The following is a 25,676-nucleotide window of genomic DNA, read 5'->3' on the forward strand; positions in this document are numbered from 1 at the left end:
GTTCCCCTCTATTTGCCCGCACCGCTACCTGCTCGGCGACGCCTGACACGTTCCTCTGCTGCGGCCTCTTCGATGTCGAGTCCTTCCAATACGGTACGCAATACCTCGTCGTCGAGATCTCCGTCGTCACGTGCGGCGATCAGCGCAACTCGTTGCGAGCGCAGTGACTGATGCCGGAACTTGTCGAACAGAGCTCCCGCATTCCACAAGGCGGCCTCGCGATCGGCGTCCTCGTCGACCTCCTGGAGTTGAAGCCTCGCCTGCATCGAGCGTCGTACGCGTTCGACGATCGCCTGCAGTTCCTTCCCGTCGATCCCCGGCGGAGGGTGCGCGGCCGCGTCTGCCAACGCCTTCTCTCCCGCCTTGCGAGAAATGTTGCGGGCCAACTCCATCTGTTCCTGCGTGCGCAACTGCTCGTAAGGATCCGCGACGTCGAGGCGACGGATCATGAACGGCAAGGTAGATCCCTGGATGAGCAATGTCCCGACCGCGACGATGAACGCGATCGCCTGGATGACGCCGCGTCCGGGGAACGGCTCGCCGGACGAGAGTGCAAACGGGATACCGCCGGCCGCAGCAAGAGTGACGACGCCGCGCATTCCAGCCCACGAGACCACCAGATTCTGTTTCCACGTCAGTTGATTCTCGCGATCACGGCGCAGGGTTACACCGAATCGCACACGCGAGTAGCTCAGGAACAGCCACACCGGCCGAATCACGATGACAACGGCCAGGACTGCGAGACCGTACGCGAACACGTGAAGCACCGGAAGTCCGTCGGCGACAACATCGTCGATCACAAAGCTCAGCTGGAGCCCCATGTATGCGAAGACGAACATCTCGAGAAGAGTGTCCAGGCTCGACCACACCGAGCGCTCCTGCAATCGCGTCATGATCGACGCGTCCGTCGAATAGTGCCCGATCACCAGACCAGCGACCACAACGGCCAGAACACCGGACGCGTGTAGTTCTTCGGCGGCCAGGTAGGCAGCGAACGGAAGCACCAACCCCAAGCCGGTTTCCAGTGGAGAGTCGTACATGCGGGCACGAACGAACTTGACGACAAACGCGAGCACCAAGCCGACGACAACGCCGCCGATCACTTCGTACGCGAAGAACAACAGGGGCGAATCGGTGGCAATTCGCGTTCCGGTCACTGCTGCGACGGCGACGGTGAAGAGCGTGAGCGCGGTGGCGTCGTTGACGAGCCCCTCGCCCGTCAGGATGGCGATCACCCGTTTCGGGAGCCCGAGCTTCTGACCGACCGCCACCGCGCTGACGGCGTCGGTCGGCGCGATCACGGCCCCGAGCACCAGGGCGGCGCCGATCGTGAACTCGGGCACCATCCATTCGGCGAAGAAGGCAACCACGAACGCCGTCACCAACACCATTCCGACGCCGAGGCGCAAGATCGGGGCCAAGTTGCGTTTGAAGGTCGCCACCGAGAATTTCAGAGCGGCCGAGTAGAGAAGCGGCGGCAGGACCACACCGAGAATGACGTGGGGATCGAGTTCCGGCCGCGGCATACCGGGTATGAAGGATGCGACCGAACCTACCGTCACCAAAACCAGCGGAGCCTGCAGGTTTCGTCGATTGGACAGCCCGGTGACTGCGATGGCGGCAATGACGACCAGCAGAATCCAGGTGAAGTTCACGCGTTCATTCTGCCCGCCGACCCTGGGAGTTCACCTAGCGGACGCACAGAAGCCCGCAACCTTTTCGGTGACGGGCCCCTGAGCAACGGTGCTACCGAAAATCGGTATGCCGAATCCGGTATTACTGCTTTTCGGGAACAGCCTTCTTGGCGGCCTCAGCTGCCTTGTCGATCTGATCGCCGTACTTGTTGCCGGTCTTGTCGTCGGCGATGTCGGCGACCTTGTCGATAGCGTCGTGAACCTTGTCGGAGTTCTCCGCTGCGAGCTCCTGGCCCTTTTCGACCAATCCCTTGACGTTGTCCAAGAAACCCATGTCCGTGTCCTCTCCCGGTGCTGACGCACATCCTTCGGCGGAATCGTTCCTCCGCGCCCTTCGATTCTCACAGGTCGACGGCCTCTGCGCCAGAAAGCAGGTCCGTGCGTTCGAGCCGTGCGCAACTCGAGGTAGCGTTAACCCGCCAATAGCTGATTGACCACCCATCGACATCGACAGGTGCCCGGTTTGAATGCAGGACTGCGCGGGACGGGGAGCGACCCCTACCCCACGCGTGAACTGCTGTCCCGGTGGTGGTCGGATCGCACCGATTACACCTGGCTCCCCCGATTCCTCGACACTCGCGGGCTGACCGTTCCCGGACGCAAATTAGTCGCGGTGTGGTGTTTTCTCTTCGCCCTGATCGCGGCGACCATGCAGTTGAGCCGCTTCGGTTCCGACACCGCCCTGGCGCGGTCGATCTTCGCCCTCGGAACTATCAGTGGCGCCTATGCGGGCTACCGCTGGGCGCGTAATGAATCGTGGCCAACTTGGCGACAATCCGTGGCCTTTGTCGTCTGGGCCGACCTGTGGCTCGCCGTCACTCTCTTCTTCGCCGTACGCACCGCTTTCGTCGGAACCATCGGCTGCATCCTGTTCATCATGATCGGCTTCTATGCGGCGATAGTTCACAGCCCTCGCGTTGCCATCAGCCACATCGGTTGGGCTCTTGCTGTCTGCACGACGCTCGCTGCCATGGCGATGTCCGAGCCGGTCAACGACGACTGGGTGGTCGTGAATCTCTATCTGATGGTTGCCGGTGTGGTTTTCTCCACCGCGTGGATTCTGCAGATCGTCTGGCTGCGCCTGACCGACGACGCACGCAACGCCCACCGGGACTACCTCACCGCGACACTCAATCGCCGCGGACTCCAGGACGAGGCACAGCATCTGCTGCGCAGTGATCGAACGCAGGCTCTGATCGCACTACTCATCGACGTCGACTCGTTCAAAAACCTCAACGACACGCACGGGCACGTCGCGGGCGACGACGCGTTGACCGCTGTCGCCGACCGCCTCATCGCTGCCGCCGGCCCCGATGCGGTGGTGGCTCGAATCGGTGGAGACGAGTTCGTCGTCCTGCGCGGAGTCGATCGAGGAGATATCGAGCAGGTCGCCACCGAGATACATTCGGCGGTTTCGTCCGACTCCGATCCCTATCCTGTGTCCGCCAGTACCGGCGTCAGTGTCTATCTGAGTCCCGAGACGGACTTACCGGATCGGGCTGTCAACGAACTGATCGAGCACGCAGACAATGCGATGTACCGAGCCAAGAAGCGGGGCGGCGATCGCATTGCCTGGGTGCAGATGTTCAGGCGCTGAAACTACTCACTCACTGTGGGCATGGTGATGCTCGCCGGGCAGGTCGTCGGGTGTCGCGAACATCTTTCGTTTCTCCCCGTGCAGGCGTGCGCTGATCCACCACGAGAGTTCCACGAGTACAACGCCGATCGCGCCGAGGGTGATCGCGAGCGTCGTCGCAGCGACGTTGCTCGGATCCAGTTTGAAGAACTCGCGGGTGAACGGCAGCGCGAACAGGATGAGGTATCCGGCCACCGACCCGCCGATCAGAACGAGCTTCCACCAGACGTACGGCCGAGCCACGACGGCCAGAACCCACACGGCGATCATGATCAACGTGATGAGCGCACTGGTTCCGGCCTGGATCTTCTGGGTTTCCGTCTGGTCCGGGCCTTGGTAAGCCAATACGTAGGAGATGAACGTGGTGATGCCGATGATCAGGCCCGACGGCAACGCCAGACGCATCACGCGCGAGACGAAACCGGTTCGCGCGCGCTCGTTGTTGGGTGCCAGAGACAAGATGAAGGCCGGGATACCGATCGTGAACCACGCTGCGATCGTGACGTGGCGGGGCAGGAACGGGTACGGCAGCGGTTCGAAGTCGAAGACCTGGGACAGGACGCCGGTGATGCCGATCAGGAACGCAAGCACCACCGAGTAGACGGTCTTGGTCAGGAACAGATTCGACACACGCTCGATGTTGCCGATCACTCGGCGGCCTTCCGCGACGACGTACGGGAGCGTCGCGAACTTGTTGTCCAGCAGCACGATCTGGGCCACGGCTCGGGTAGCCGGGCTGCCCGACCCCATCGAGACTCCGATGTCGGCGTCCTTGAGTGCGAGCACGTCGTTGACGCCGTCACCGGTCATCGCGACGGTATGTCCGCGAGACTGCAAGGCCGCGACCATTTCCCGCTTCTGATCCGGTCGCACTCGACCGAACGTCGTTGCTCCGTCGAGAGTGTCCGCCAGCTTTTCCTGATCGCTGGGCAGCTCTCGCGCGTCGATGGGGCGGTCGCCGCCTTCGAGTCCGAGGGATCCGGCAACGGCGCCGACGGAAACCGCGTTGTCGCCGGAAATGACCTTGACCGCGACCTTCTGGCTGGCGAAGTACTCCAACGTCTCCTGGGCGTCCGGGCGCACTTTCTGCTCGAGCACGACCAGAGCTTCGGGGGTGACGGTGCCAGGGGCGTCGGCGTCGTCGACGGGGAGGTCGCTGCTGCCGAGCATGAGGACACGAAGTCCGCTCGATCCCACTTCCTCGGCCTTGCGGGCCATTTCCGAGTCGGGATCGAGCAGCACGTCCGGGGCACCGAGTACCCAGTTGCCGTGACTGCCGTACGACTGGCCGCTCCACTTCTTCGCCGAGGAGAACGGCGCCACCGCTGTCGCTTCACCCCACCCGGAGTCGTCGGAGAGAGACTCGCGAATCGCCAGGACACTCGCGTTGGGGCGAGGGTCGGACGCGGCCATCGCGCTCAACGCGGACTTGACCGCAGTCTCCCCCGATCCACCCGGTGCGACGTCGACCTCGGACAGCCGCATACCGTTCTCGGTCAGCGTTCCGGTCTTGTCCGCGCACACCACGTCGACACGGGCCAGACCCTCGATCGCCGGCAACTCCTGAACGAGGCACTGGCGCTTGCCCAACCGGATCACACCGACCGCAAATGCAATGGACGTCATGAGCACAAGGCCTTCGGGAACCATCGGAACCAGAGCTGCCACCATGCCGTTGAGTGCCGGTCGGATCGGCAGGCCGATCGTGAAGAGCTGATTGAAGATGATCAGCGCACCCGCCGGAATCATCAGGTAGGTGATGAACTTCAGGATCTTGTCGATGCCGCTACGCAGTTCGGAATGCACGAGGGTGAACTTGCTCGCCTCTTCGGCCAGCTTGGCCGCGTATGCATCGCCGCCGACCTTGGTGGCGCGGTATGCACCGCTGCCCGCGGCAACAAAACTGCCCGACAACACTTGCTGGCCGCTCGCCTTGTGAACCGGATCGGCTTCACCGGTGAGCAGCGATTCGTCGACCTCGAGTGCGGCCGAACTGACCACCTCACCGTCGACGACTATCTGGTCGCCGGATCCGAGTTCGATAATGTCGTCGAGCACAACATCTTTGGGTGCCATCGCCACGGCGACGCCGTCACGCCTGACCATCGGCTTGGCCTGACTCACGATGGCCAGTGCGTCGAGCGTGCGCTTGGCGCGGATCTCCTGGATGATGCCGATGCCACTGTTCGCGATGATCAACAACCCGAACATGCCGTCGATGATCGAGCCCGTCGCGAGCACGATCACCAACAACACGGTCAGGATCGCGTTGATGCGAGTGAAGACGTTGCCGCGAATGATGTCCTTGACCGAGCGAGACGCCCGATCCGGTACATCGTTGGTTTGTCCCGACGCGATCCTTGCTGCAACCTGATCGGCGGTCAGACCGCGGGCGACGTCGACGTCGTCCGGCAATCGCTCAGGCGCTACCGCCACTGCTGTCTCTTCTGAACTGGTGTGCTCGTGAGCCATGGTCAAAGATTACGCACCCGGAGCAACTAATCAGGGTCGGACTCGTGTGGCAATGACGGCTACACGAAGATCACACCCGTGGGCCGCGGTTCTGCGATGCTGGTCGGAACGAGCAGAGAAGGCCATCGAGGAACGGTATGAAATACGTCTACAACGGTCTAGACGAGGCGCTTCGGTGCGAACGGCCCGTCGACCTGCCGATTTCTCTCGACCTCAACCGGACCGACAACGTGGTTGTCTGGTTGTCGGCGATTCGGGTTTACTCGTTCGGGATGATGTTCGCGATTGATGCCCGCTACGAGGATCCGGCACTCTCGCTGAGTCTCGGCACTTACGACGGGCGTCCCACGTTCACACATTTCAGCGCGCCGCTACTCCTCGGCCTCGGTTTCGCGGACGGATCATCGGTGACAACCGCGCAAAGAACGCGAGGCTCGCTGCTGGAGTTACGCACGGCTGAAAGCCGCTCGGGCTCAGTGCGCGGTGAGTATTTGCTGGCTCCGATACCGCCTGCCGGGCCGATCGATGTCGCAACTGCATGGCCTCAGCTGGGAATGGACGAGAAGGTTGTCACCCTCGACGGAGAAGGCATCGCATCCGCATCCGAAAGTGTCACACAACTATGGGAACCGAAACGACAACCCGATCCCGACCTCACCAGTGAACAAGTGACACCTCAACTGCAGTACCAACGTGGGGGTTGGTTCGGAATCCGACTGGATTGAGGAAGATCCCGGGTGACTTTCGAGCACGGGCCGCAGTCAGCCCAGCGGTATCCACCACTTCGACGGCGGTGTCGGTGACAACGCGTCGATCCTGCCGCCCGGCATCGGGACCGACACTGTTGTGCCCGCATCTGCAGCCGACTCGTCGAGGCGAATGATCGGCTCCGACCACGAGTGAAACGCGAGGTTGAACGTCGCCCAGTGAATCGGGACGAAGACACCGCGCGACCCGTCGCCCTTGTTGAGGTCGATGTGCGTCTGCACTGCCTCTTCCGGATTCATGTGGATGTCCGGCCAGCGCACGTCGTACGCACCGACGGGGAGAAGCGTCAGATCGAAAGGCCCATAGGTTTCACCCAGCTGTTCGAAACGTGATGTGTATCCGCTGTCACCACCGAAGAAGACCCGGTGCTTCGGCCCGGCGAATACCCACGACGCCCACTGGGTCGTGTTCCGGACAAGGCCACGACCGGAGAAGTGACGAGCCTCCGTGCACGTGAGGACCAGGTCGCCGATCTTGGTCGACTCGTCCCAGTCCAGTTCCACGATCCGGTTCTCGGGCACCTTCCAGTGCCGCAGGTGCGCACCGATACCGATCGGCACGACGAACGGAGCGGTCTGTGTACGAGTCAGGGTCTTGACCGTAGCCATGTCGAGATGGTCGTAGTGATCGTGAGAGATGACTATCGCATCCACTGCAGGCAGTTCGGTCAAAGCCACCGGAGTGGGGTGCATGCGTGCGGGACCTACTGTGGCCGAGGGTGATACGCGTTCACTCCACACCGGATCGGCGAGAACGCGGTAGCCGTCGACCTCGACGAGAACGCTCGAATGGCCGTACCACGTCACCGCCGCGTCGCCGGCTGCCGCCGGTGCCAGCGGAGTGGCCAACGGAATCGGCCGACGCGGCCGACCCGTCGACCCTCGCGTGGCCATCGACTTGAACATTCCGACATCGGTGCCCGGAACCAGTGTGCTGCTGGGCTCCGAGTTGTGGAACTGGCGGTCCCGGTATCGCGGGGACATCGCCGCATACGGTTGCACCGTGTTTCGCGAGGCCCCGATCTGCGTCGGGATGCCCCATGCGGCTCGCGCCACCCACCCCGTCGCCGCGGCAACAGCAGCAACTCCGAGAACCGTCGTCTTCTTCATTCAGACGAGCGTAGCCACTATCTGCCCTGCGTGCCCGGCGCCTGTTTTCCCTGCAACCAGCTTTACTTACCCTTGAATACGGGAGGGCGGTTCTCGATGCGGGCAGCGCGGGCTTCCTGGACGTCCTCGCTGAGCCAGGCGGCGTGAAGCGCGTCGAGCTGCTCGGGAGACTGCTCCTCCATGGTGCCGTCGTCGTTGAGAACCATCTTCATGTGCCGCAACGACAGCGGTGCGAGATTTGCAATGCGGTGTGCCCATTCCTGAGCGTCGTCGAGGGTTCCAATTTTGTTGGCGAGGCCGCGAGTGAAGGCTTCTTCGGCGCCGATCTGTTCGATGCCGAGCAAAATGGTGCGCGCGGGACCGCCGCCGACCAGCGACGCGAGCCGACGCATCGTCCACTTGTCCACCGAGACACCGAGGGTGGCGGCCGGGATTCCGAAGCGAGCGCTCGGCGCTACGACGCGAAGATCCGACGCGATGGCCAGTTGCGTGCCCGCGCCGATGGCCGGACCGTTGACAGCGGCAATGACGGGGATGGGCGCCGTGTCGATAGAGCGAAGCATCTCGAACAGACGATCGGTGAAGCCCTCCATGTAGACGTCGCCGGAAAGGTCCGCGCCTGCACAGAACGCCGATCCCTCACCGGTGATGACGACGACGTGCGCGTGCTCGGCTACCGCCGCGTTCATCGCGTCCCGTATTGCGATGCAGAGTTCCGCGCTGAGCGCATTACGACGCTCGTGACGCTGCAACTCGATGGTCACGACGTTGCCGTCACGGGAGAACCCGATCATGTCCGCTCACTTTCGTTTCTGGAAGGCTCGACACAGGGATGTTCCGAGGCGCCGATACCGTCCGCATACTTCTCTGCAGCTAAGTTCTGTACATCAGGAGGTTAGATTACCGATGAGTACAGACGACCTTGCCGCACAGCAACCACACCCGGTTGACGTGGTGGTGATCGGCGCCGGACAGGCCGGACTCTCCGCCGCGTACTACCTGCGCAAGTTCGGAATCGAGCCCGAATCGGGGTTCGTGGTGCTCGATCATGCGTCGGGGCCGGGCGGGGCGTGGCAGTTCCGTTGGCCGAGCCTGACACTGAGCACCGTCAACGGCGTCCATGACCTCCCGGGAATGTCCTTCGCGGAAACCACCGGTACAGACGCCGAACAGGTGCCTGCATCGGTGGCGGTCCCCCACTACTTCGAACTGTACGAAAAGCAATTCGAACTTCCCGTCCACCGCCCGGTACACACGCGAGTGGTGTGTCCGAGGGAAGAGCGCCTGCGGATCGAGACCGACCAGGGAGTATTCGCGGCGCGAGGCTTGATCAACGCGACGGGGACCTGGGAGCGGCCCTTCATCCCCCACTATCGCGGGGCCGAGTCGTTCCGTGGCCGACAACTGCACACGAAGGACTATCGAACCGCTGCCGAGTTCGAAGGCAAACATGTCGTCGTGGTCGGCGGCGGGATCTCGGCTGTCCAACTGCTCGACGAGATCTCACGCGTCACGACCACTACCTGGGTGACGCGGCGCGAACCCGAGTTCCGCGACGAGCCGTTCACGCCGGACATCGGCCGCGCTGCGGTTGCCATGGTCGAAGATCGTGTACGACGCGGCCTGCCACCGGGATCCGTTGTCTCGGTGACCGGCCTCCCGGTAACGCCTGCCATCCGGGCAGCACGTGAGCGTGGTGTGATGAATCGACTGCCGATGTTCTCCGAAATTCTTCCGAACGGCGTGAAATGGGCCGACGGTACCGTCGCCGACGCCGATGTCATCTTGTGGTGCACCGGTTTTCGTAGCTCACTCGATCACCTGGCGCCGTTGCACCTGCGCGGACCGGGTGGCGGAATCCCGATGACCGGGCGCCTCGCCACGCAGGTCGAAGCCGACCCTCGCGTGCACCTGGTGGGATACGGACCGTCGTCGTCGACGATCGGAGCCAACCGCGCCGGCCAAGCGGCAGCGCGCGAACTGACCGCGTACCTGGGAATCGGCGAATGAACAGAATCCTTGTTCCGGGCGAAACCTGCTGGCGCATCGAACCGGCGGACAATCTTGCCTGCATCGTCGACGCCGCTGACTACTTTCATCATGCGAAGTCCGCAATGCTGCAAGCTGAAAAGCGAATCATGTTGATCGGCTGGGACTTCGACACGCGCATCAAACTCGAACCAGGCGAGCAGACTCTCGACGGCCCCAACCGGTTGGGAATGTTCCTCCGCTGGCTCGTCCGCGAGATACCCGACCTCGAAATCCTCGTACTCAAATGGAACATCGGCGCGTTCACCGCAATCGGCCGCGGCATGACTCCCGTCTTCGTGTCCAACTGGCTGACCGACGAGCGCCTACGGTTCGAGATCGACGGCGCCCACCCGGTTGGTGCGGCGCACCATCAGAAAATCATCGTCATCGACGACGCTCTGGCGTTCTGCGGCGGCATCGACATGACTGTGGACCGCTGGGACACCTCGGATCACGTCGACCGAAACAATTATCGAATCACGCCGAGCGGAAGGCGTTACGGCCCTTGGCATGACGCAACCACGGCGGTCGACGGCAATGCGGCTGCGGCCATCGGCGAATTGGCGCGGGCACGCTGGAAATCCGCAACCGGCGAGGATCTGACACCGGTCAAGAGCACTGCGACTCCGTGGCCCGTCAATTTGGCTCCCACCTTGCGGGTGGTCGACGTAGCCGTCGCCAGAACATTGCCGGAACTCGGCGAGCGCGCGGAGGTTCGTGAGATCGAGGCGCTGTATCTCGCGGCCATCGCCGGCGCCGAACACACGCTGTACATCGAAAGCCAGTACCTCGCATCACGCACGCTGGCCGAGGCGATTGCCGCGCGTCTACGTGAGGCCGACGGGCCGGAAATCGTTCTGGTCATTCCCCGCAATGCCGATGGATGGCTCGAACAAAAGGCGATGGACGGGGCACGCCACGACCTGCTGCATTTGCTGTGGTCGGCCGATATCCACGACCGTTTCGGTGCGTTTTATCCCGTGACCTCTTCTGGCGCACCTATTTACGTACACGCCAAGGTTCTCGTGATGGACGATCGCCTCCTGCGAATCGGGTCGTCGAATCTCAACAACCGTTCGATGGGCTTCGACACCGAGTGCGACATCGCCGTCGAATCCGACGACGACGCAGATGTCGAGTTGCGCGCCTCGATCATCGGATTGAGGCGCCACCTACTCAGCGAGCACCTCGACGTCACCGAGGAAGAAGTCGACGACGCGTTGGGCGAGCAGTCACTGTTGTCGACGGTTCGCGCTCTCTCGACCTCCGACGCTCGCAGTCTGCGCGAATTCGACCGGAACACAGTCGACGGCGAAGACCACGTGCTCGCTGAAAATGCACTGATGGATCCCGAGCGCACGCCGCCCAGACTGAGCGATCGAATCGAAGGATTGCGCCGCCTGCTCGGCAAACGCTGAGACTCTAGAACACGCGCACGCAGTGCCCGGTTGCCAGCGCGAGTTCGACGAGCGTTGCACCGTGAACACTCGGGACGAGCGCGAGGAGAAACGTATCGCTGTCGCTGTCGAGCCAGGCAAGTGAAACGCCCGTATCGGTGATGTTGTCGCCGATACGGGCGAGAAGCGATTCGAGTCCGGCAGCTCGATCGAAGGCCACGACAAGACTGTCCGACCACTCCCACGATCCCGCCGGCGCCGACGTGAGCACTCGCAGCTGACCCAGAACCTCGGCAGCATCCTCGTTCCAGTCCACCCAGACCAGGCGTTCTTGTTCGTGCAATGCGTCGACGAGAGCAAACCACGCCATTTCCGGGTGTGGCTTCTCGAGCGTCTGTGAGTACAACTCGTTCTGTACTTCGACATACCGTTCCGGTTGGTCGATCGCGAGAGTCACACGATCGATGACAACAGCGCTGTCAGGGGCGAGCAGTTCGGCGATCGCGCGCAACGCGTCGCGAGCAGTTCCACTCACTATGGCTCCAAGTTCAATTCGGTCATCGGTGCGGTTTCCACATTCTGACATGCGTGTGCGCCTCGTTCGGACGTGTCCTCGATGTCGGGACACGAGCCAGATGCTTGCCGTGAGTTCCGCGAATTCCCGGGCAGCACTACTCGCCGAGCTACCAAATTGGACTATCCGGCTATCCCATTCGCCGCACTTGTCCGTTTACCCTTTCACCTGGCCTTACAATCCGGATATAGTCATCGGCGATCCGAGAAGCCAACTGGGATGTAGCGAGCCAGCGAACAGTCTGTTGCCGTTCAGCTAACTACCCCTTCTGGTCAAACCGGATCGAAGGGGTTCGGGCAATGACCCACGGGGGGTTGACGTGAAGGGGCCATGTTCCGCATGAAACACGATTCACACACGACAACCTCTTGGTGGTCGATCGGCGAATGGCGCCTGGGATGGAAGGTCATCGCCGTTCTCGCATTGCCGATGATCGTCGCCGTCGTCCTCGGAGCCCTTCGCGTTCAGACGGAACTCGAAGAAGCCGCACAGCTGAGTTCCTCGTCCGAGCGCGCCCTCGCTGTGCCCGCCGCGATCAATCTCGAATCCGCGCTGTACGAGCTCGCCGAAGCCGCATCGGCACGCGCTGACACCGGCCCCGCCACACAAGCGGTTTCGGACGCAATGGATCAACTGGTCGACGCCGCGCGCGCGTTCCAGTCCGACGACGATCTCAACGACCAAGTGACTTCGGCGCTCGCAGAGAGCCGTTCCATCACGGAGGAGGTCGCCGCCGGCGCGGTGGCTCCCGCACGCTTGGTTTCGCGGGTCGGCGAAGTCTCTCGCGCACTCTCGAGCACCTTCACCAGCGTCGTCGAGCATTCTCAGCGTCCGGCGCTGCGCGAAGAGGGTGGCCGACTCTCAGCACTCTGGGATGCGCGACGAGCACTGGCCGAACAACGAATCCTCTTCGGCTCAGGTGATCCGGACCAGCAGGCTCGTACCTCGATGGTCAGTGCCGCCGGTGCCGAACTGGTCGCTCTGAACAACATTCTCGCCATCGACGGGAGCAACGACACCGTCCGGACCCTCAGCAACTCCGCTCAGAACCGGATCAACGCACTCGGATCAACCCCGTCGACCTCTCCTCTGGGGAGCCGCGTCGGTACCGATCTGAAATCCGGAAACGACCAGTACAAAAGCCTGACCGACACCACCGTCACCGAGTTCGGCGATACCGTCACCGCTGAATCCAATGCAGCACGAACCGCAGCACTTCGTGACACTGCAATCGTGCTCGGCGCGGTCCTGCTGGCACTGGCCATCGCCCTCGTCATCAGCCGATCGCTCATCGATCCGATCCGTCGGCTGCGATTTGCCGCATTGCAAGCAGCACGACGCGGACTCCCCGACGCGATCGAACGAATTCGCGCAGGTGCCAGTATCGACGACGTCGACTTCGCCCGTGTACCGATCCGCACCCACGAGGAAATCGGCGAGCTTGCACGCGCGGTGGACGACATGCACGGTCAGGCCATCACGCTGGCCGGCGAGCAGGCCACCCTGCGGCGCCAGGTCAACGACATGTTCGAAACGCTGTCGAGGCGTAACAAGTCCCTCGTCGACCAGCAACTCGGTTTGATCGAACAGTTGGAGCAGGACGAAGACGACCCTCGTCGCCTCGAGAATCTGTTCCGGCTCGACCACATCGCCGCGAGAATGCGTAGAAACGGCGACAACTTGTTGGTTCTCGCCGGAACCGATGTACGCCGCGCCAGAACCGCCCCCGTCGCTCTCGGCGATATCCTTCGTGCGGCGGTATCAGGCGTCGAGGAATATCGACGCGTCGAACTCGGGCAGATACCGCCCGGAGTCGTCACCGGTCATGCTGCCCCGGACGTCGTTCACCTCATCGCTGAACTGCTCGACAATTCTCTGCGGTACTCCCCGCCGGAGACCACCGTCTCCATCAACGCTGCCCGCACCATCGACGGCTCCATGATCGTCGAGATCGCAGATCTCGGTATCGGCATGTCGCCTGCCGATATCCTCGATGCCAACGAGCGCCTCGCCGCCGGCGGCGAGATGAGCGCGGATACAGCGCGTCGCATGGGTTTGTTCGTCGTGAGCCGAATCAGTCGTCGCTACAACATCTCTGTGCGCCTGCGCCCGACGGCAACGTCGTCGACGCACAGCGGCATCACCGCAACGGTGCTCCTACCGACGTCGATACTCGATTCTTCTCGGGGACCCGAGATCCGCACGCCGCGAACCGGACCCGTGCCCACGCTCGATCGGACTCCGCCGCCCGCACCGTCTGAACCGTCCTGGTCAAAGCCCGTCCCGACCGAATTGGCACCCTCGCAGCCTGCGACCAGAAGTTTCGCAGATCTCCCGCGTCGAACGCCCAGCAACAGCACCGACCGGACTGAGACGTTCGCCCCGATCACACCGCAATCCATTCCCACGACAACAGCGCCTTCGGGGTTGCCACGTCGCACTCCGGGCACAAGTGGAGTACCGGCGGTCAGTACCTCGACTCCGACCACTGCTGCACCCGCCACCTCCGTGTCGTCCTTCGCTCCTCTGCCCGATCCCGAAGGCACAAGCGCATCGACGTCCCTTCCCGTGCGTACCCCTTCGCCGGAATTCACCTCGCCGGCACAGGGTCCCGAGATCCCGGTGGGTCCACACCCGTCGACAACCCCGCCGCCACGGCACCGGCTCTCAGCCCCGACGCCGACAAATACTGCGGCGTTCTTCTCCTCGCGCACCCGTGACGGGCTCTCTGCTCGCGCATCGGCGCGCGCTGACGGCGCGGGAGAGGGCAACTCGAACGGCGTACTCGCTGCCCCGACCACGATGCCGATTTTCGCCCGGATGGTGTCCGAGTGGCTCGTGGACCCGACGGCGGAGACTTCAGCTGCTTCCACCGGCAGTGCTTGGACCACCGACGCGGATCAAGGCTGGCTGGCCGCTCGGACCTCGTTCGAGATGCCGGTCACCAAGATCGCCGATTCCGGACTTCCCATTCGAGACCGCGGAGCCCGCCTGGTTCCCGGTGCCGTCGGGAGAGGCGGAACGACACAGCGCCATGCATCCAATCCGGCGGACGTCCAACGTGGTTGGAGCAGTTACCAATCCGGCGTACAACGAGGGCGTCGGCGCGCCGCCGACCATGAGCCCGATGGCGGACAGTCTTTCGAATCGTCCACGATGTTGCACAACGATGAAGGAGAACAGTGAACACTGTCGGAGCCCAAGAGACTCCCCGCGCACTCGACTGGCTGGTATCGGCTTTTGCCCGAGACGTGCCGGGTGTGAGTCACGCGATCATCGTCTCAGCCGACGGGTTGTTGACGGCCTCGAGCACACATCTTCCGCTCGATCGGGCCGATCAATTAGCCGCTGTCACTTCCGGACTCGCCAGCCTGTCCGCGGGGGCGTCACGCCTCTTCGACGGTGGAGCCGTCATGCAGTCCGTCGTCGAGATGGAGAACGGCTACCTGCTTCTCATGGGCGTCGGTAGTGGCGCTTACCTTGCCGCTCTCGCTGTCGCCGGATGCGACATCGGCCAGATCGGTTACGAAATGGCGACTCTCGTCGATCGCGTCGGCACCACCATGGACATTGCCCCGAGAACATCGCAGGGTATTTGAGTTCGATGCCTCACCATCAATCCGAGTACGACGACGCCGAACCGAGCTTGGTCCGGCCGTACGCGCTCACCGAAGGTCGGACCCTGCCGTCCATCGACCTCCCACTCGAAGCGATCATCGCGACGATCGAAGACGCGGTCTCGAACAATCTTGCACCGCAGGATATTCGTGCATCGATCGTCGCACTCTGCGAGCAGCGGATCTCGGTTGCCGAGATCGCTGCCCACCTGGGTGTTCCGATCGGAGTCGTGCGGGTACTGGTCGCCGACCTCGTAGTAGCCGGATCACTGGAAATACATGCCACTCTGCGAAGCGACGCATCTCGAGTCGAGCGACGCGAACTGATCGAAAGGACCCTCAGTGGACTTCGGGCACTCTGACTCATCGTCTCGCGTGAAATCGACAAAAATCGTGATCGCCGGGGGTTTCGGTGTTGGCAAGACAACACTTGTGGGGACCGTCTCCGAAATCGTCCCCCTTCGCACGGAGGCCATGGTCACCGACGCCAGCGACGGTATCGACAATCTCGGATCCACTCCCGACAAGAGCACCACGACGGTCGCGATGGACTTCGGGCGCATCACTCTCGCCGACGACCTGGTCCTCTATCTGTTCGGAACCCCGGGACAGCGACGCTTCTGGTTCATGTGGGACGACCTGATCACCGGTGCGATCGGTGCGGTCATTCTGGTCGACACGCGTCGCCTGGAAGACAGCTTCGCCGCAGTCGACTTCTTCGAGGCGCGAGGCCTCCCGTTCATCGTGGCGGTCAACCGTTTCGACGGCGCGCCAATCCATTCGGCGAGCGATCTCCGCCAGGCGTTGGCTCTACCCAACCGGGTTCCCATGATCGAGATCGACGCCCGAAACCGCGAATCAGCCAAACGCGCGCTGATCGCCGTCACCGAATACTCCCTCGAACGACTTGCAGCTGAAGCAGTCGTCTAGATGAATCACCAGATGCGAATCGTCGCCGAAAGGAACTGGCATGTCGGATGAAATGCACCATTTCTCGATGGGAATCTGGCTGCTCGGACTCGCCTACGTCGTGTCCGTGGTCGGGTCGGTAGTCGGCCTGGCGTGCACCAGGCATTCAGCGTCGGCGACGACAACCGCCACACGCATGCGATGGCTCGCCATGGCTGCCTTGTCGATCGGTGGCGTCGCGATCTGGCTCATGCATTTCATCGCCATGCTCGGCTTCGCAGTCCCCGGCAGTCCCATTCGATACAACCTCGGATGGACCGTGATCTCCGCGATCATCTCAGTAGGGGCCGTGTTTGTCGGCCTGCTGATCATCGGGACCGAATTTCGCTGGACGCGGCTTCTGATCGGGGGCGTGGTAACCGGTCTCGCCGTGAACATCATGCATTACACGGGTATGCGCGCGTTGCGCTTTCAGGGCGAGATCCACTACGACCTGCTCTTCGTTGCACTGTCGGTTCTCATCGCAGTCGTCGCCGGAACCGCTGCACTGTGGTTCACCATGGTGCTCGAGTCCACGATTCTGCGTTTTGTCGCCGGAATCATCATGGGCATCGCCGTCGTCGGTATGCACTACACCGGAATGGCCGCTGTCGAGGTTGTTCACGACGCGGCAGCCCCGGCGCCACAGGGACTCGAAGTGTTCTCATTCCTCTTCCCTGTCTTCGTTCTCGGCCTGCTGGCGTTGGCAGTTCCGATTGTCGCAGTGCTGACAGCACCCAACCGCGCGACGGCACGAATGGAATCCGCCGCCGACGATCTGGCGTTCGAAGCACGAGAGTTCGCGATCTCGAACTGAGCAGAGTACGGGGCGAGTTCACGTAAATCGACAACGCCCCGTACATTTCGGGGATGGTGGATGCCGGACACAACCCCCAGCCATCGACCCGCGCAACGCTCGTCGTGATCGGTGGTTTGCCGGCCACCGGCAAGTCGACGATCGCGCGGGCGCTTGCGCAGCGTCACCAAATCCCCTTCGTGCGGATCGATACCATCGAACAGGCGCTGATCCGCAGCGGTATAGCTGACGCGTCCGGGACCGCCGGATACATCACCGGGTACGCGCTCGCCGCCGAACAATTGCGACTGGGACTTTCGGTCGTGATCGAATGCGTCAACCCCGTCGAGGCGACACGAAGCGCCTGGTCCGCTACCGCACAACATAATTCGGCGCGCCTGCTCGGTGTCGAGGTCATCTGTTCGGATCCCGACGAGCATCGCAGACGCGCTGAACGGCGAGTCGTCGACATCCCGGATCTCGTACTACCGACGTGGCAGGAAATTCTGGATCGAGACTACGAGCCGTGGACTACGGAACGGCTGGTGCTCGACACCGCAATCATGGACTCCGACAGTGCAGTACGACGCATCACAGCCAAGATGCTGTAGCGTGCGAGCTGCTCACAAGGTGAGAACGAAGAATGCGCTGTTCGGGTCTTCGCGGTAGTTCCCGAACGGTGGACAAGGCACGAACCCGAATTTCGCGTACAACCGGCGAGCTGGATCGAAGAACTCTTGCGTACCGGTCTCCAATTCGAGTTGCCGGTAACCTCGTTGTCTCGACTCGTCCACGACGTGTCGAAGAAGTCGCGTTCCCACGCCACGCCCCCTTGCTGCCGATGACGTTCGCATCGACTTGATCTCGCCGCCCGCCGACGACCGTTCCTTGAGTGCGACGCAACCGAGTAACTCGTCACCTTCGCTCCACAGCGTCCACATGGTCACAGAGCTATCCATCAGCCCCGTGACGTCCAGCGCGTGAACGCTGTCCGCGGGCGAGGTCGCGTGCATGTCGGCGAGATGTTCGGTGAGTAGAGCACGGACCGCATCCCGACTCAAGTCGTCAATTTCGATTCGCACAGATCCTCACTGTCCTCTTCGCTTCCGGCAGTACCGAATGAAAGTATGACTGTCCGTCACTTCGCCGAAGGCCTGGCCCGAACGTGGATGCGTTCTCCTTGGGGGCCGAACAGACTCAGTACCTCGACCGGGCCGCGCCCGTCACTGCCGAACCAATGCGGGTTTCGGGTGTCGAATTCAGCAGCTTCACCCGTACCCATCACGATGTCGTGATCGGCCAACACCAACCGCAACCTCCCCGACAACACGTACAGCCATTCGTAGCCGTCGTGCACTTGGGGATCCGGTTCCGTCTGGCTTGCCGGGATGGTCATCTTGAATGCCTGCAACCCACCCGGTTGCCGAGTCAGCGGCAATACCGTTCGCCCACTGACGCTTCGAGGCGCACTCTGGATGCGTGGATCGGCGACCTGCGGTGCCGCCACCAGTTGGTCCAACGGCACTTGGTGGGCAAGCGCGATCGGAAGCAGCAACTCCAAGCTCGGGCGACGCTCCCCCGCTTCGAGCCTCGACAGGGTGCTCTTCGAAATACCGGTGGACTCGGACAGCGCTGTGAGTGTGACGTTCCTCTGTGCACGAATGCGTTTGAGGCGCGCGCCGATCTGCGAGATGGCGGCATCGATGTGCGGACCGTTGACATTCATGGTGCCGAGTCTGACGGCGATTCCCAGAAATGGCAACATTAGTTGCTGAAGAACCCCCTCCGCGAGCAATCTGTGCTCATGCGAACACACACTGAAACTGAGATCCTCGACGCCGTGATCGTCGGCGGTGGCGCCGCCGGACTCAGCGCAGCCCTGGTGTTGGGTCGTGCTCGGCGCTCGGTCGCCGTCATCGATTCCGGCAAACCGCGCAACGCACCGGCAGCACACATGCACGGCTTCCTCTCGCGCGACGGCATGGCGCCACGTGAGTTGCTCGCCGTCGGACGCAGCGAATTGCAGACGTACGGAGTGGAATTGACACAAGATGACGTAGTCGACATCTCCTGGCGCGGTATCGAACCCGGCTTTGTCGTCGAACTTTCAGGAGGCACGACGCTCGAAACTCGTACTGTGCTGGTTGCCACCGGTCTACGGGATTCACTCCCGGAAATACCAGGCATCCAGGAGCTTTGGGGACAAAGCGTGCTCCATTGCCCGTACTGCCATGCGTACGAGATCAGCGACCAACCGATCGGCGTTCTCGGCGGCGACGCTCGCGAGATGTCACTTCACCAGGCGTTTCTACTCCGACAGTGGTCGTCGGATGTGACGTTCTTCCCCGACAAGATCTCGCTCACCCCCGACGAACGCGCGCGACTGGCTGCCCGAGGAGTGACGGTTGCCGACGGATCGGTATCTGGATTGGTCTGCGAGAAAAGCAAACTGAAAGCCGTCGAACTCGACAACGGCCAACTTGTTGCGCGCTCAGCACTGTTCGTTGCGCCGCGTTTCGTTCCGAACGACGCACATCTGACGCGACTCGGCTGCAAAACCAGCCCCACGGGATTCGTGGCTGTCGATCGTTCCGGCGCCACCAGTGTTCCTGGTATCTGGGGCGCCGGCAACGTCGTCGACCCTCGCGCTCAGGTAATCAATGCTGCGGCGGCAGGTTCGACCGCGGCAATCGCGATCAACGGATATCTGGTCGAGCAAGATGTCGAATCGGCTCTTCGTTCGACCGAGCCGGAAGGGGGCTTCTCGGCGACAGTGGAGCAACGCGTCTGCGAGTTGAACGGCGGCAGCGCCCTCCACGGCTTGTGACCGAGGCGTCTACGTCGCGGGGCCGCCGTGCAACTTCTCGTAGGCGGCCTTCTCGGCGTCGTGGCGCGAGATCTTCTTCGGGTTCTCGAGGTCGGAAGGCAAACCGTGACGCTCGAGGCGACGCGACCTGTTCTGAGCCATGTAGGAGACCGAATAGAACAGTGCCAGAAGCACTCCGAGCAGCACCATCGATGCCCGCAGGGCCCACGGTCCGGGGAAGAGCATGAAGGCCGCGAACACTGGAATGAACGGCACCATGCTTCGGATCAGGTGACGCGGCACGGCCCAGTCACCGATCAGGTCGTTTCGTACCCAGTCCTGCATCGAATCGGGCAGTTTGCGCCCCACTGAATAACCCAACCACTGAAGAGGATTCGGGCTCGTACGTTGCTTTTTGGAAGTCACGGAAGTCACCTGTTCGGTACGCATCGACGGTACTGACGCAGTCATCACGTTTCTTTCGGATGCAGTCATCACATTTCTCTCATTGGTCCAAGGCTCCGGCGCGGAGCGCGGCCTCGTTGACCCGCGTCAGAACATTGTGGAGTTCTTCGAGTTCGGCGAGGCTGACGCCGAGCTTCGCGACAACCGCCGGCGGGATCTTCTCCGCCTCCGCGCGCAGTGCCACACCGGCTTCGGTGAGGTCCACGTCCAGTTGCCGTTCGTCGGCGCGGCTACGGGTTCGCGTGATCAGTCCGGACGCCTCGAGTCGCTTGAGGAGCGGCGACAGCGTCGGCGAATCGAGTTGCAGTGCCTGCCCGATTTCCTTGACCGCCATCGGCGACTTTCCCCACAGTGCCAGCATCACCAGGTACTGGGGATGCGTGAGGCCCATCGGCTCGAGCAGTGGCCGGTAGACGGACAGCACCGCCCGGTTCGCGACCGCAAGTGCAAAGCACACCTGCCGGTCGAGAGCCAGCGGATCATCCATCTGCGTCTGCGGAGCCTTCGTCGTCATGAATCCGATGTTATCAGATTAATTAGTGCAGAAACTATTATTGCACTAATCAATCTGGCGACGATCGTCACTCTTCTCCAACGTCGACGTGGGTTGCCCGGTGAGACCCACGTGCGCTTCCGCCCTCATTCGCTCCACCATGTGCGGGTAGTGCAGCTCGAACGCCGGACGCTCACTGCGGATGCGCGGCAACTCGGTGAAGTTGTGACGCGGCGGCGGGCAGGTGGTTGCCCACTCCAGCGAGTTTCCGTAACCCCACGGATCGTCGACGGTGACAACTTCGCCGTAGCGGTAGCTCTTGAAAACGTTCCAGATGAACGGAAGCGTCGAGGCACCGAGCACGAAGGCAAAGATCGTGGACACCGAGTTCAGCACCGTGAACCCGTCCGAGGGCAGGTAGTCGGCATAGCGACGCGGCATCCCCTCGCCGCCGAGCCAGTGCTGAACGAGGAACGTGCCGTGGAAACCGACGAACGTGGTCCAGAAGTGCCACTTGCCGAGACGCTCGTCCATCATGCGACCGGTCATCTTCGGGAACCAGAAGTAGATACCGGCGTACGTGGCGAACACGACCGTACCGAAGACCACGTAGTGGAAGTGGGCGACGACAAAATACGTGTCGGTGACATGGAAGTCGATCGGCGGGCTCGCGAGAATGACACCCGACAGACCACCGAAGAGGAAGGTGATCAGGAAGCCGACCGAGAACAGCATCGGCGACTCGAAGGTCAACTGCCCCTTCCACATCGTGCCGATCCAGTTGAAGATCTTCACACCTGTCGGCACGGCGATCAGGAACGTCATGAACGAGAAGTACGGCAGGAGAACAGCACCCGTCGCGTACATGTGGTGAGCCCACACCGCGATCGACAGAGCTGAAATCGCCAGTGTCGCATAGACCAATCCGGTGTACCCGAAGATCGGCTTACGGCTGAAGACCGGGAAGATCTCCGAGACGATGCCGAAGAACGGCAGCGCGATGATGTACACCTCGGGGTGACCGAAGAACCAGAACAGGTGCTGCCACAACAGAACTCCACCCGACGCCGGGTCGAAGATGTGTCCACCGAGGTGACGGTCGACGAACAGACCCATGAACGCAGCGGTCAGCAGCGGGAACGCCATCAAGATCAGAATGCTGGTGATGAAGATGTTCCACGTGAAGATGGACATCCGAAACATCGTCATACCTGGTGCGCGCAGGCAGATCACGGTGGTGATCATGTTGACCGCACCGAGAATGGTGCCGAGGCCACCGACCGTCAGACCGAAGACCCACAGGTCGGCGCCGACGCCGGGACTGTGCACCGCACCCGACAACGGGGTGTACGCGGTCCAACCGAAGTCGGCAGCGCCGCCCGGCGTGAGGAATCCGCCGAGAACGATGAGACCACCAAAAGTGAAGAGCCAGAACCCGAATGCGTTCAGACGCGGGAACGCCACGTCCGGGGCACCGATCTGCAGCGGAAGTATGTAGTTCGCGAAGCCGAAAACGACGGGCGTCGCATACAGCAGCAACATGATCGTGCCGTGCATGGTGAACAACTGGTTGAACTGCTCGTTCGAGAGGAACTGCATCCCGGGGACAGCCAGTTCCGCACGCATGAACAGGGCCATCAGGCCGCCGATCAGGAAGAACACGAAAGCCGTGATCATGTACATGATCCCGATCTTCTTGTGATCGGTGGTCTTGATCATGTCGAACATCCACGACCCCTTGGGATCACGGCGCTTCGGGTACGGCCGCTCCGGAATCGGCTCCAACTCTCCGGTCCGCTCGTCCGGCACCGTTGTCGTCATGCTCGCGCGTCCTCTTTCGTGCTCGATACCGCCTCAAGAACTTTCCGCACGACCATATCGCATGTTAATAGTTAATGCACAAACTAAGTGTGGCCGACGTGAGCATCTATCGAAAACCGAACGTACGCAACCTTTTGCAGATTTCGGTGAGATAAAGTCAGGCGGCGGAATAGGTCGAGGGTCCGCCGCGTTGAACAAACCCGTGACTCTTCCCGACACATCGACAGCACCCGAGGCCTCCGCGTTGCGCGGCCTCTTCGAGCCTTTCGAGGTCAAATCACTCTCGTTGCGTAACCGTTTCGCCATGGCCCCGATGACGCGCGCCTTCTCGCCGGACGGAATCCCCGGCGCCGACGTAGCCGAGTACTACCGTCGTCGCGCAGCAGGGGGTGTCGGCTTGATCATCACCGAAGGCACGTACATCCCGGACCCGGCAGCCGGCCCGCACACCCGCGTACCGCGCATCTACGGCGATTCGAGCCTGGGTGGCTGGAAGTCGGTTGTCGACGCCGTCCACGCCGAAGGCGGATCGATCATTCCTCAGCTGTGGCACCTCGGAGTCGAACGCGGCGAGAACTCACGCCTGAACCCCGAGGTCGAAACCGTCAGCCCCTCCGGCCTGGCACTGGACGGCACCCGCCTGGGACGAGAATTCACCACCTCTGACCTCGACGACTTGAAGCAGTCGTGGGTCGACGCCGCACTCAACGCGAAGAACACCGGGTTCGACGGTCTCGAGTTGCACGGAGCACATGGCTACCTGCTCGACGAATTTCTCTGGGCGGGAACCAATGTCCGAACCGACGGCTACGGCGGATCACTCGAGGCCCGCACCCGTTTCCCGGCCGAGGTCGTCGCCGCAATCCGAGAGGCCGTCGGGGACGAGTTTGCGATCGTCTACCGATTCTCGCAGTGGAAGTCCGGCCATTACGACGCTCGTATCGCCCAGAGCCCGGCAGAACTCGGCCGCATCCTCACTCCCCTGGTCGACGCCGGCGTCGACGTTCTGCATCCGTCCACGAGGCGTCATTGGGAACCGGCATTCGCTGAACTCGACGGTGAAGACGGCACACTCGGCCTCGCCGGTTGGACGAAGAAGCTGACCGGGTTGCCGACCATCACCGTCGGTTCGGTCGGACTCGATTCCGTGTTCACGACGGCATTCACCGGCGAAGCTGCATCTGCTGTCACCGGACTGGAGCGTCTCGAAGCTCAGTACGAGAGGGGTGAATTCGACATGGTTGCCATCGGGCGCGCGCTGCTCGCCGATCCCGAGTGGGTCGAGAAGCTCCGCACCGGACGCGCGGACGAGCACATCGCATTCACCGCAGAACATCGCACACACCTGAACTGACCTCGCACGACAAAACGGCACTCCCGCAATTGTGGGAGTGCCGTTTGTGGGTCTGCCGGAAGTACTAGCTGCCGAGCGTGACCGGGTCGGGGCCGATGCGGCCGGCCGGGTCGTCGAGAGCACCGATCGCGTTGATCTGTTCCGGTGTCAGTTCGAATCCGAAGACATCGAAGTTGGCGGCGATACGTTCGGGGGTCACCGACTTCGGAATCACCACGTTTCCGATCTGCAGGTGCCAGCGAATAATCACCTGAGCCGCGGTGACGCCATGAGCGTCGGCGATAGCGGTGATGACGGGGTCGCCGAGAACGGTTCCCTGTCCGAGCGGGCTCCACGCTTCCGTCGCGATTCCCTTGCCGGTGTGGAAGGCGCGCAGTTCGGCTTGGTTGAACTTGGGGTGAAGCTCGATCTGGTTGAGGACCGGCACCTCACCGGTTTCACCGATGACACGCTCGAGGTTCTCGATGGTGAAGTTGGAGACACCGATGGATCGAACCCGTCCGTCGGCCTTGAGCTTCTGGAATGCCTTGAACGTCTCGACGTACAGGTCCTTGGACGGAACCGGCCAGTGGATCAGGTACAGGTCGAGGTACTCGAGACCCAACTTGTCGAGGCTGGCGTCGAATGCCGCAAGCGTCGAGTCGTAGCCTTGGTCGTCGTTCCACAGTTTTGTCGTGATGTAGAGGTCTTCGCGGGCGATGCCGGATTCGGCGATCGCGCGGCCGACGCCCACCTCGTTGCCGTAGATCTTGGCGGTGTCGATACTGCGGTAGCCGGTCTTCAGGGCTGTGGAGACGGCCTCCTGCGTCTCGTCGTCCGGAACCTGGAACACACCGAATCCGAGTGCGGGGATCGTCTTACCGTCGTTCAGAACAATGGTCGGTACAGAGGTCACATCGTTGGTCTCGGTCATATATGGATCCAACGCGCGAGGGCCGGGAGGCATTCCCCGCCGAACCTCCGGGCAGTGCCCTTGTACCGCCCGAAATGCCGGTCTACCTTGGAAGACAAGTATTGGAATCGCCTCGAGAAAAGAGAGAGCGATGAATCTTTCATATCGTCTCGCCTACAAGGTCGGTGTCACTCCGTGGGAGCACACCGGGCACGGGTTCGACGCTCAACTGTCCGGCCTTCTGGATGCGATTCCCGTCCCGGAAGGTGGCCGTGCACTCGATATCGGTTGCGGCACCGGACGCCATTCCATCGAGCTGGCGCAACGCGGGTGGCACGTCACCGGCGTCGACGCCGAACAGGAACCGCTGGACAAAGCGCGCATACACGCGCGTGAAGCACACGTCGACGTCCGGTTCCTCCACGAGGACGCGGCAGACCTGCACATTGCTGTCGACGGCGGGCACATGCTGGTGCTCGACATCGGCTGTTTTCACGGGCTCACCGATCATCAACGACGGGACTACGGGAGATCCGTAAACGCGATCACCGCACCCGGGGCGTCCATGGTGATGTTCGCATTCGGACCGGGGCACCGTTGGCCGATGCCACACGGCGTCTCGGAGGAGGACGTCATGCGAGCATTCGACGGTTGGTCGATGGCCTCGAGCATGGCCGCGGACGTGAGTGAATCGCCACTTCCGGTCCGTGCGGCACATCCGTGCTGGTATCACCTGGTCCGTGGCTGACTGCTGTGCGCCTTTATTAAACGCCCGCGGTTAATAAAGGCGCACAGCACCGGGG

25 protein-coding genes are annotated in these 25,676 nt (G+C 62.3%); 13 read left to right on the forward strand and 12 right to left on the reverse strand.

From position 1 onward, the window contains the following. Positions 1–8 precede the first annotated feature (8 nt). Together ACBG85_RS21530 and ACBG85_RS21535 are read right to left on the reverse strand one after the other, a co-directional pair. Positions 9–1,655 carry a Na+/H+ antiporter gene (locus ACBG85_RS21530; RefSeq protein WP_003939739.1) on the reverse strand — a complete coding sequence of 549 codons (1,647 nt, stop codon included), beginning with the start codon at positions 1,653–1,655 and terminating at the stop codon, positions 9–11. A 121-nt stretch (positions 1,656–1,776) separates the two neighbouring features. Continuing rightward, on the reverse strand, positions 1,777–1,968 hold the full coding sequence (locus ACBG85_RS21535) for an antitoxin (protein WP_003940164.1): 192 nt from the start codon (positions 1,966–1,968) through the stop codon (positions 1,777–1,779). A gap of 180 nt (positions 1,969–2,148) precedes the next feature. On the opposite strand from ACBG85_RS21535, the gene ACBG85_RS21540 reads away from it, so the two are divergent. Further along, entirely contained in the window at positions 2,149–3,291 is a 1,143-nt protein-coding gene (locus ACBG85_RS21540) for a diguanylate cyclase (RefSeq protein WP_003940053.1), read from the forward strand. A gap of 6 nt (positions 3,292–3,297) precedes the next feature. On the opposite strand, the gene ACBG85_RS21545 is transcribed toward ACBG85_RS21540, so the two are convergent. Beyond that, the gene (locus ACBG85_RS21545) at positions 3,298–5,802 is read right to left on the reverse strand and encodes a cation-translocating P-type ATPase (protein WP_003940410.1); all 2,505 of its coding nucleotides are present in this window, start codon (positions 5,800–5,802) and stop codon (positions 3,298–3,300) included. Positions 5,803–5,939: 137 nt separating this feature from the next. Here ACBG85_RS21545 and ACBG85_RS21550 point away from each other — a divergent pair, with 137 nt between their 5' ends. Further along, positions 5,940–6,527: a hypothetical protein gene (locus ACBG85_RS21550; protein WP_372024769.1), complete on the forward strand. Its 588-nt coding sequence runs from the start codon at positions 5,940–5,942 to the stop codon at positions 6,525–6,527. A 36-nt stretch (positions 6,528–6,563) separates the two neighbouring features. On the opposite strand, the gene ACBG85_RS21555 is transcribed toward ACBG85_RS21550, so the two are convergent. After that, positions 6,564–7,679, reverse strand: a complete 1,116-nt coding sequence (locus ACBG85_RS21555) for an MBL fold metallo-hydrolase (protein ID WP_081558270.1) — start codon at positions 7,677–7,679, stop codon at positions 6,564–6,566. 62 nt (positions 7,680–7,741) lie between these two features. Then, entirely contained in the window at positions 7,742–8,473 is a 732-nt protein-coding gene (locus tag ACBG85_RS21560) for an enoyl-CoA hydratase (RefSeq protein WP_003940192.1), read from the reverse strand. Between the two features lie 112 nt (positions 8,474–8,585). Between ACBG85_RS21560 and ACBG85_RS21565 the strand changes: the two genes are divergently transcribed. Together ACBG85_RS21565 and ACBG85_RS21570 are read left to right on the forward strand one after the other, a co-directional pair. Next, positions 8,586–9,689, forward strand: coding sequence for an NAD(P)-binding domain-containing protein (locus tag ACBG85_RS21565; RefSeq protein WP_042451119.1), 1,104 nt, complete (start codon positions 8,586–8,588; stop codon positions 9,687–9,689). Beyond that, entirely contained in the window at positions 9,686–11,128 is a 1,443-nt protein-coding gene (locus ACBG85_RS21570) for a phospholipase D-like domain-containing protein (RefSeq protein WP_058037848.1), read from the forward strand. Before ACBG85_RS21565 ends, ACBG85_RS21570 begins: the two co-directional genes overlap by 4 nt. 4 nt (positions 11,129–11,132) lie before the next feature. Here the strand turns inward: ACBG85_RS21570 and ACBG85_RS21575 are convergent, their stop codons facing one another. Next, a complete protein-coding gene (locus ACBG85_RS21575; RefSeq protein ID WP_058037916.1) occupies positions 11,133–11,642 on the reverse strand; it encodes a hypothetical protein in 510 nt (169 codons plus the stop codon). Positions 11,643–12,020: 378 nt separating this feature from the next. Here ACBG85_RS21575 and ACBG85_RS21580 point away from each other — a divergent pair, with 378 nt between their 5' ends. The 6 genes from ACBG85_RS21580 to ACBG85_RS21605 are packed head-to-tail and all read left to right on the forward strand — an operon-like array spanning position 12,021 to position 17,653. Continuing rightward, positions 12,021–14,867 carry an ATP-binding protein gene (locus ACBG85_RS21580; protein WP_231915112.1) on the forward strand — a complete coding sequence of 949 codons (2,847 nt, stop codon included), beginning with the start codon at positions 12,021–12,023 and terminating at the stop codon, positions 14,865–14,867. Continuing rightward, positions 14,864–15,280 carry a roadblock/LC7 domain-containing protein gene (locus ACBG85_RS21585; RefSeq protein WP_003940329.1) on the forward strand — a complete coding sequence of 139 codons (417 nt, stop codon included), beginning with the start codon at positions 14,864–14,866 and terminating at the stop codon, positions 15,278–15,280. Before ACBG85_RS21580 ends, ACBG85_RS21585 begins: the two co-directional genes overlap by 4 nt. Before the next feature lie 5 nt (positions 15,281–15,285). Further along, on the forward strand, positions 15,286–15,660 hold the full coding sequence (locus ACBG85_RS21590) for a DUF742 domain-containing protein (protein ID WP_007727785.1): 375 nt from the start codon (positions 15,286–15,288) through the stop codon (positions 15,658–15,660). Beyond that, the gene (locus tag ACBG85_RS21595) at positions 15,641–16,228 is read left to right on the forward strand and encodes an ATP/GTP-binding protein (protein WP_003940118.1); all 588 of its coding nucleotides are present in this window, start codon (positions 15,641–15,643) and stop codon (positions 16,226–16,228) included. Before ACBG85_RS21590 ends, ACBG85_RS21595 begins: the two co-directional genes overlap by 20 nt. A 40-nt stretch (positions 16,229–16,268) precedes the next feature. Continuing rightward, on the forward strand, positions 16,269–17,063 hold the full coding sequence (locus tag ACBG85_RS21600; protein WP_003939865.1) for an MHYT domain-containing protein: 795 nt from the start codon (positions 16,269–16,271) through the stop codon (positions 17,061–17,063). Between the two features lie 53 nt (positions 17,064–17,116). Then, positions 17,117–17,653 carry an AAA family ATPase gene (locus tag ACBG85_RS21605; protein ID WP_064073996.1) on the forward strand — a complete coding sequence of 179 codons (537 nt, stop codon included), beginning with the start codon at positions 17,117–17,119 and terminating at the stop codon, positions 17,651–17,653. 12 nt (positions 17,654–17,665) lie between these two features. On the opposite strand, the gene ACBG85_RS21610 is transcribed toward ACBG85_RS21605, so the two are convergent. Together ACBG85_RS21610 and ACBG85_RS21615 are read right to left on the reverse strand one after the other, a co-directional pair. After that, on the reverse strand, positions 17,666–18,124 hold the full coding sequence (locus ACBG85_RS21610) for a GNAT family N-acetyltransferase (RefSeq protein ID WP_372024776.1): 459 nt from the start codon (positions 18,122–18,124) through the stop codon (positions 17,666–17,668). A gap of 56 nt (positions 18,125–18,180) precedes the next feature. Further along, positions 18,181–18,807, reverse strand: coding sequence for a helix-turn-helix domain-containing protein (locus ACBG85_RS21615; protein ID WP_082654801.1), 627 nt, complete (start codon positions 18,805–18,807; stop codon positions 18,181–18,183). Positions 18,808–18,840: 33 nt separating this feature from the next. Between ACBG85_RS21615 and ACBG85_RS21620 the strand changes: the two genes are divergently transcribed. Beyond that, positions 18,841–19,869, forward strand: coding sequence for an NAD(P)/FAD-dependent oxidoreductase (locus ACBG85_RS21620; protein WP_070160662.1), 1,029 nt, complete (start codon positions 18,841–18,843; stop codon positions 19,867–19,869). A 9-nt stretch (positions 19,870–19,878) separates the two neighbouring features. On the opposite strand, the gene ACBG85_RS21625 is transcribed toward ACBG85_RS21620, so the two are convergent. From ACBG85_RS21625 to ctaD, 3 genes are read right to left on the reverse strand one after another with little or no spacing between them, the layout of a single operon-like run. Then, on the reverse strand, positions 19,879–20,319 hold the full coding sequence (locus ACBG85_RS21625; protein ID WP_223304421.1) for a DUF5313 family protein: 441 nt from the start codon (positions 20,317–20,319) through the stop codon (positions 19,879–19,881). A 34-nt stretch (positions 20,320–20,353) separates the two neighbouring features. Beyond that, positions 20,354–20,827 carry a MarR family winged helix-turn-helix transcriptional regulator gene (locus ACBG85_RS21630; RefSeq protein WP_003939892.1) on the reverse strand — a complete coding sequence of 158 codons (474 nt, stop codon included), beginning with the start codon at positions 20,825–20,827 and terminating at the stop codon, positions 20,354–20,356. 45 nt (positions 20,828–20,872) lie between these two features. Next, on the reverse strand, positions 20,873–22,627 hold the full coding sequence (gene ctaD / locus ACBG85_RS21635; protein WP_046379038.1) for a cytochrome c oxidase subunit I: 1,755 nt from the start codon (positions 22,625–22,627) through the stop codon (positions 20,873–20,875). Positions 22,628–22,829: 202 nt separating this feature from the next. On the opposite strand from ctaD, the gene ACBG85_RS21640 reads away from it, so the two are divergent. Next, positions 22,830–23,981 carry an NADH:flavin oxidoreductase gene (locus ACBG85_RS21640; RefSeq protein ID WP_007733403.1) on the forward strand — a complete coding sequence of 384 codons (1,152 nt, stop codon included), beginning with the start codon at positions 22,830–22,832 and terminating at the stop codon, positions 23,979–23,981. 64 nt (positions 23,982–24,045) lie between these two features. On the opposite strand, the gene ACBG85_RS21645 is transcribed toward ACBG85_RS21640, so the two are convergent. After that, positions 24,046–24,894 carry an aldo/keto reductase gene (locus tag ACBG85_RS21645; RefSeq protein WP_037128502.1) on the reverse strand — a complete coding sequence of 283 codons (849 nt, stop codon included), beginning with the start codon at positions 24,892–24,894 and terminating at the stop codon, positions 24,046–24,048. Positions 24,895–25,024: 130 nt separating this feature from the next. On the opposite strand from ACBG85_RS21645, the gene ACBG85_RS21650 reads away from it, so the two are divergent. Continuing rightward, a complete protein-coding gene (locus tag ACBG85_RS21650; protein WP_030535396.1) occupies positions 25,025–25,621 on the forward strand; it encodes a class I SAM-dependent methyltransferase in 597 nt (198 codons plus the stop codon). The last annotated feature ends 55 nt before the right edge of the window (positions 25,622–25,676 follow it).

Source organism: Rhodococcus sp. NyZ502, from assembly GCF_041464245.1.
GTDB classification, from domain to species: Bacteria; Actinomycetota; Actinomycetes; order Mycobacteriales; family Mycobacteriaceae; genus Rhodococcus_F; species Rhodococcus_F qingshengii.

Coding starts and splice junctions, on each gene's coding strand:
- ACBG85_RS21535 (WP_003940164.1), bottom strand. CDS start 1,968: ATGGGTTTCTTGGACAACGTCAAGGGATTGGTCGAAAAGGGCCAGGAG.
- ACBG85_RS21545 (WP_003940410.1), bottom strand. CDS start 5,802: ATGGCTCACGAGCACACCAGTTCAGAAGAGACAGCAGTGGCGGTAGCG.
- ACBG85_RS21550 (WP_372024769.1), top strand. CDS start 5,940: ATGAAATACGTCTACAACGGTCTAGACGAGGCGCTTCGGTGCGAACGG.
- ACBG85_RS21555 (WP_081558270.1), bottom strand. CDS start 7,679: ATGAAGAAGACGACGGTTCTCGGAGTTGCTGCTGTTGCCGCGGCGACG.
- ACBG85_RS21560 (WP_003940192.1), bottom strand. CDS start 8,473: ATGATCGGGTTCTCCCGTGACGGCAACGTCGTGACCATCGAGTTGCAG.
- ACBG85_RS21565 (WP_042451119.1), top strand. CDS start 8,586: ATGAGTACAGACGACCTTGCCGCACAGCAACCACACCCGGTTGACGTG.
- ACBG85_RS21570 (WP_058037848.1), top strand. CDS start 9,686: ATGAACAGAATCCTTGTTCCGGGCGAAACCTGCTGGCGCATCGAACCG.
- ACBG85_RS21580 (WP_231915112.1), top strand. CDS start 12,021: ATGAAACACGATTCACACACGACAACCTCTTGGTGGTCGATCGGCGAA.
- ACBG85_RS21590 (WP_007727785.1), top strand. CDS start 15,286: ATGCCTCACCATCAATCCGAGTACGACGACGCCGAACCGAGCTTGGTC.
- ACBG85_RS21600 (WP_003939865.1), top strand. CDS start 16,269: ATGTCGGATGAAATGCACCATTTCTCGATGGGAATCTGGCTGCTCGGA.
- ACBG85_RS21605 (WP_064073996.1), top strand. CDS start 17,117: ATGGTGGATGCCGGACACAACCCCCAGCCATCGACCCGCGCAACGCTC.
- ACBG85_RS21615 (WP_082654801.1), bottom strand. CDS start 18,807: ATGTTGCCATTTCTGGGAATCGCCGTCAGACTCGGCACCATGAATGTC.
- ACBG85_RS21625 (WP_223304421.1), bottom strand. CDS start 20,319: ATGACTGCGTCAGTACCGTCGATGCGTACCGAACAGGTGACTTCCGTG.
- ACBG85_RS21630 (WP_003939892.1), bottom strand. CDS start 20,827: ATGACGACGAAGGCTCCGCAGACGCAGATGGATGATCCGCTGGCTCTC.
- ctaD (WP_046379038.1), bottom strand. CDS start 22,627: ATGACGACAACGGTGCCGGACGAGCGGACCGGAGAGTTGGAGCCGATT.
- ACBG85_RS21645 (WP_037128502.1), bottom strand. CDS start 24,894: ATGACCGAGACCAACGATGTGACCTCTGTACCGACCATTGTTCTGAAC.
- ACBG85_RS21650 (WP_030535396.1), top strand. CDS start 25,025: ATGAATCTTTCATATCGTCTCGCCTACAAGGTCGGTGTCACTCCGTGG.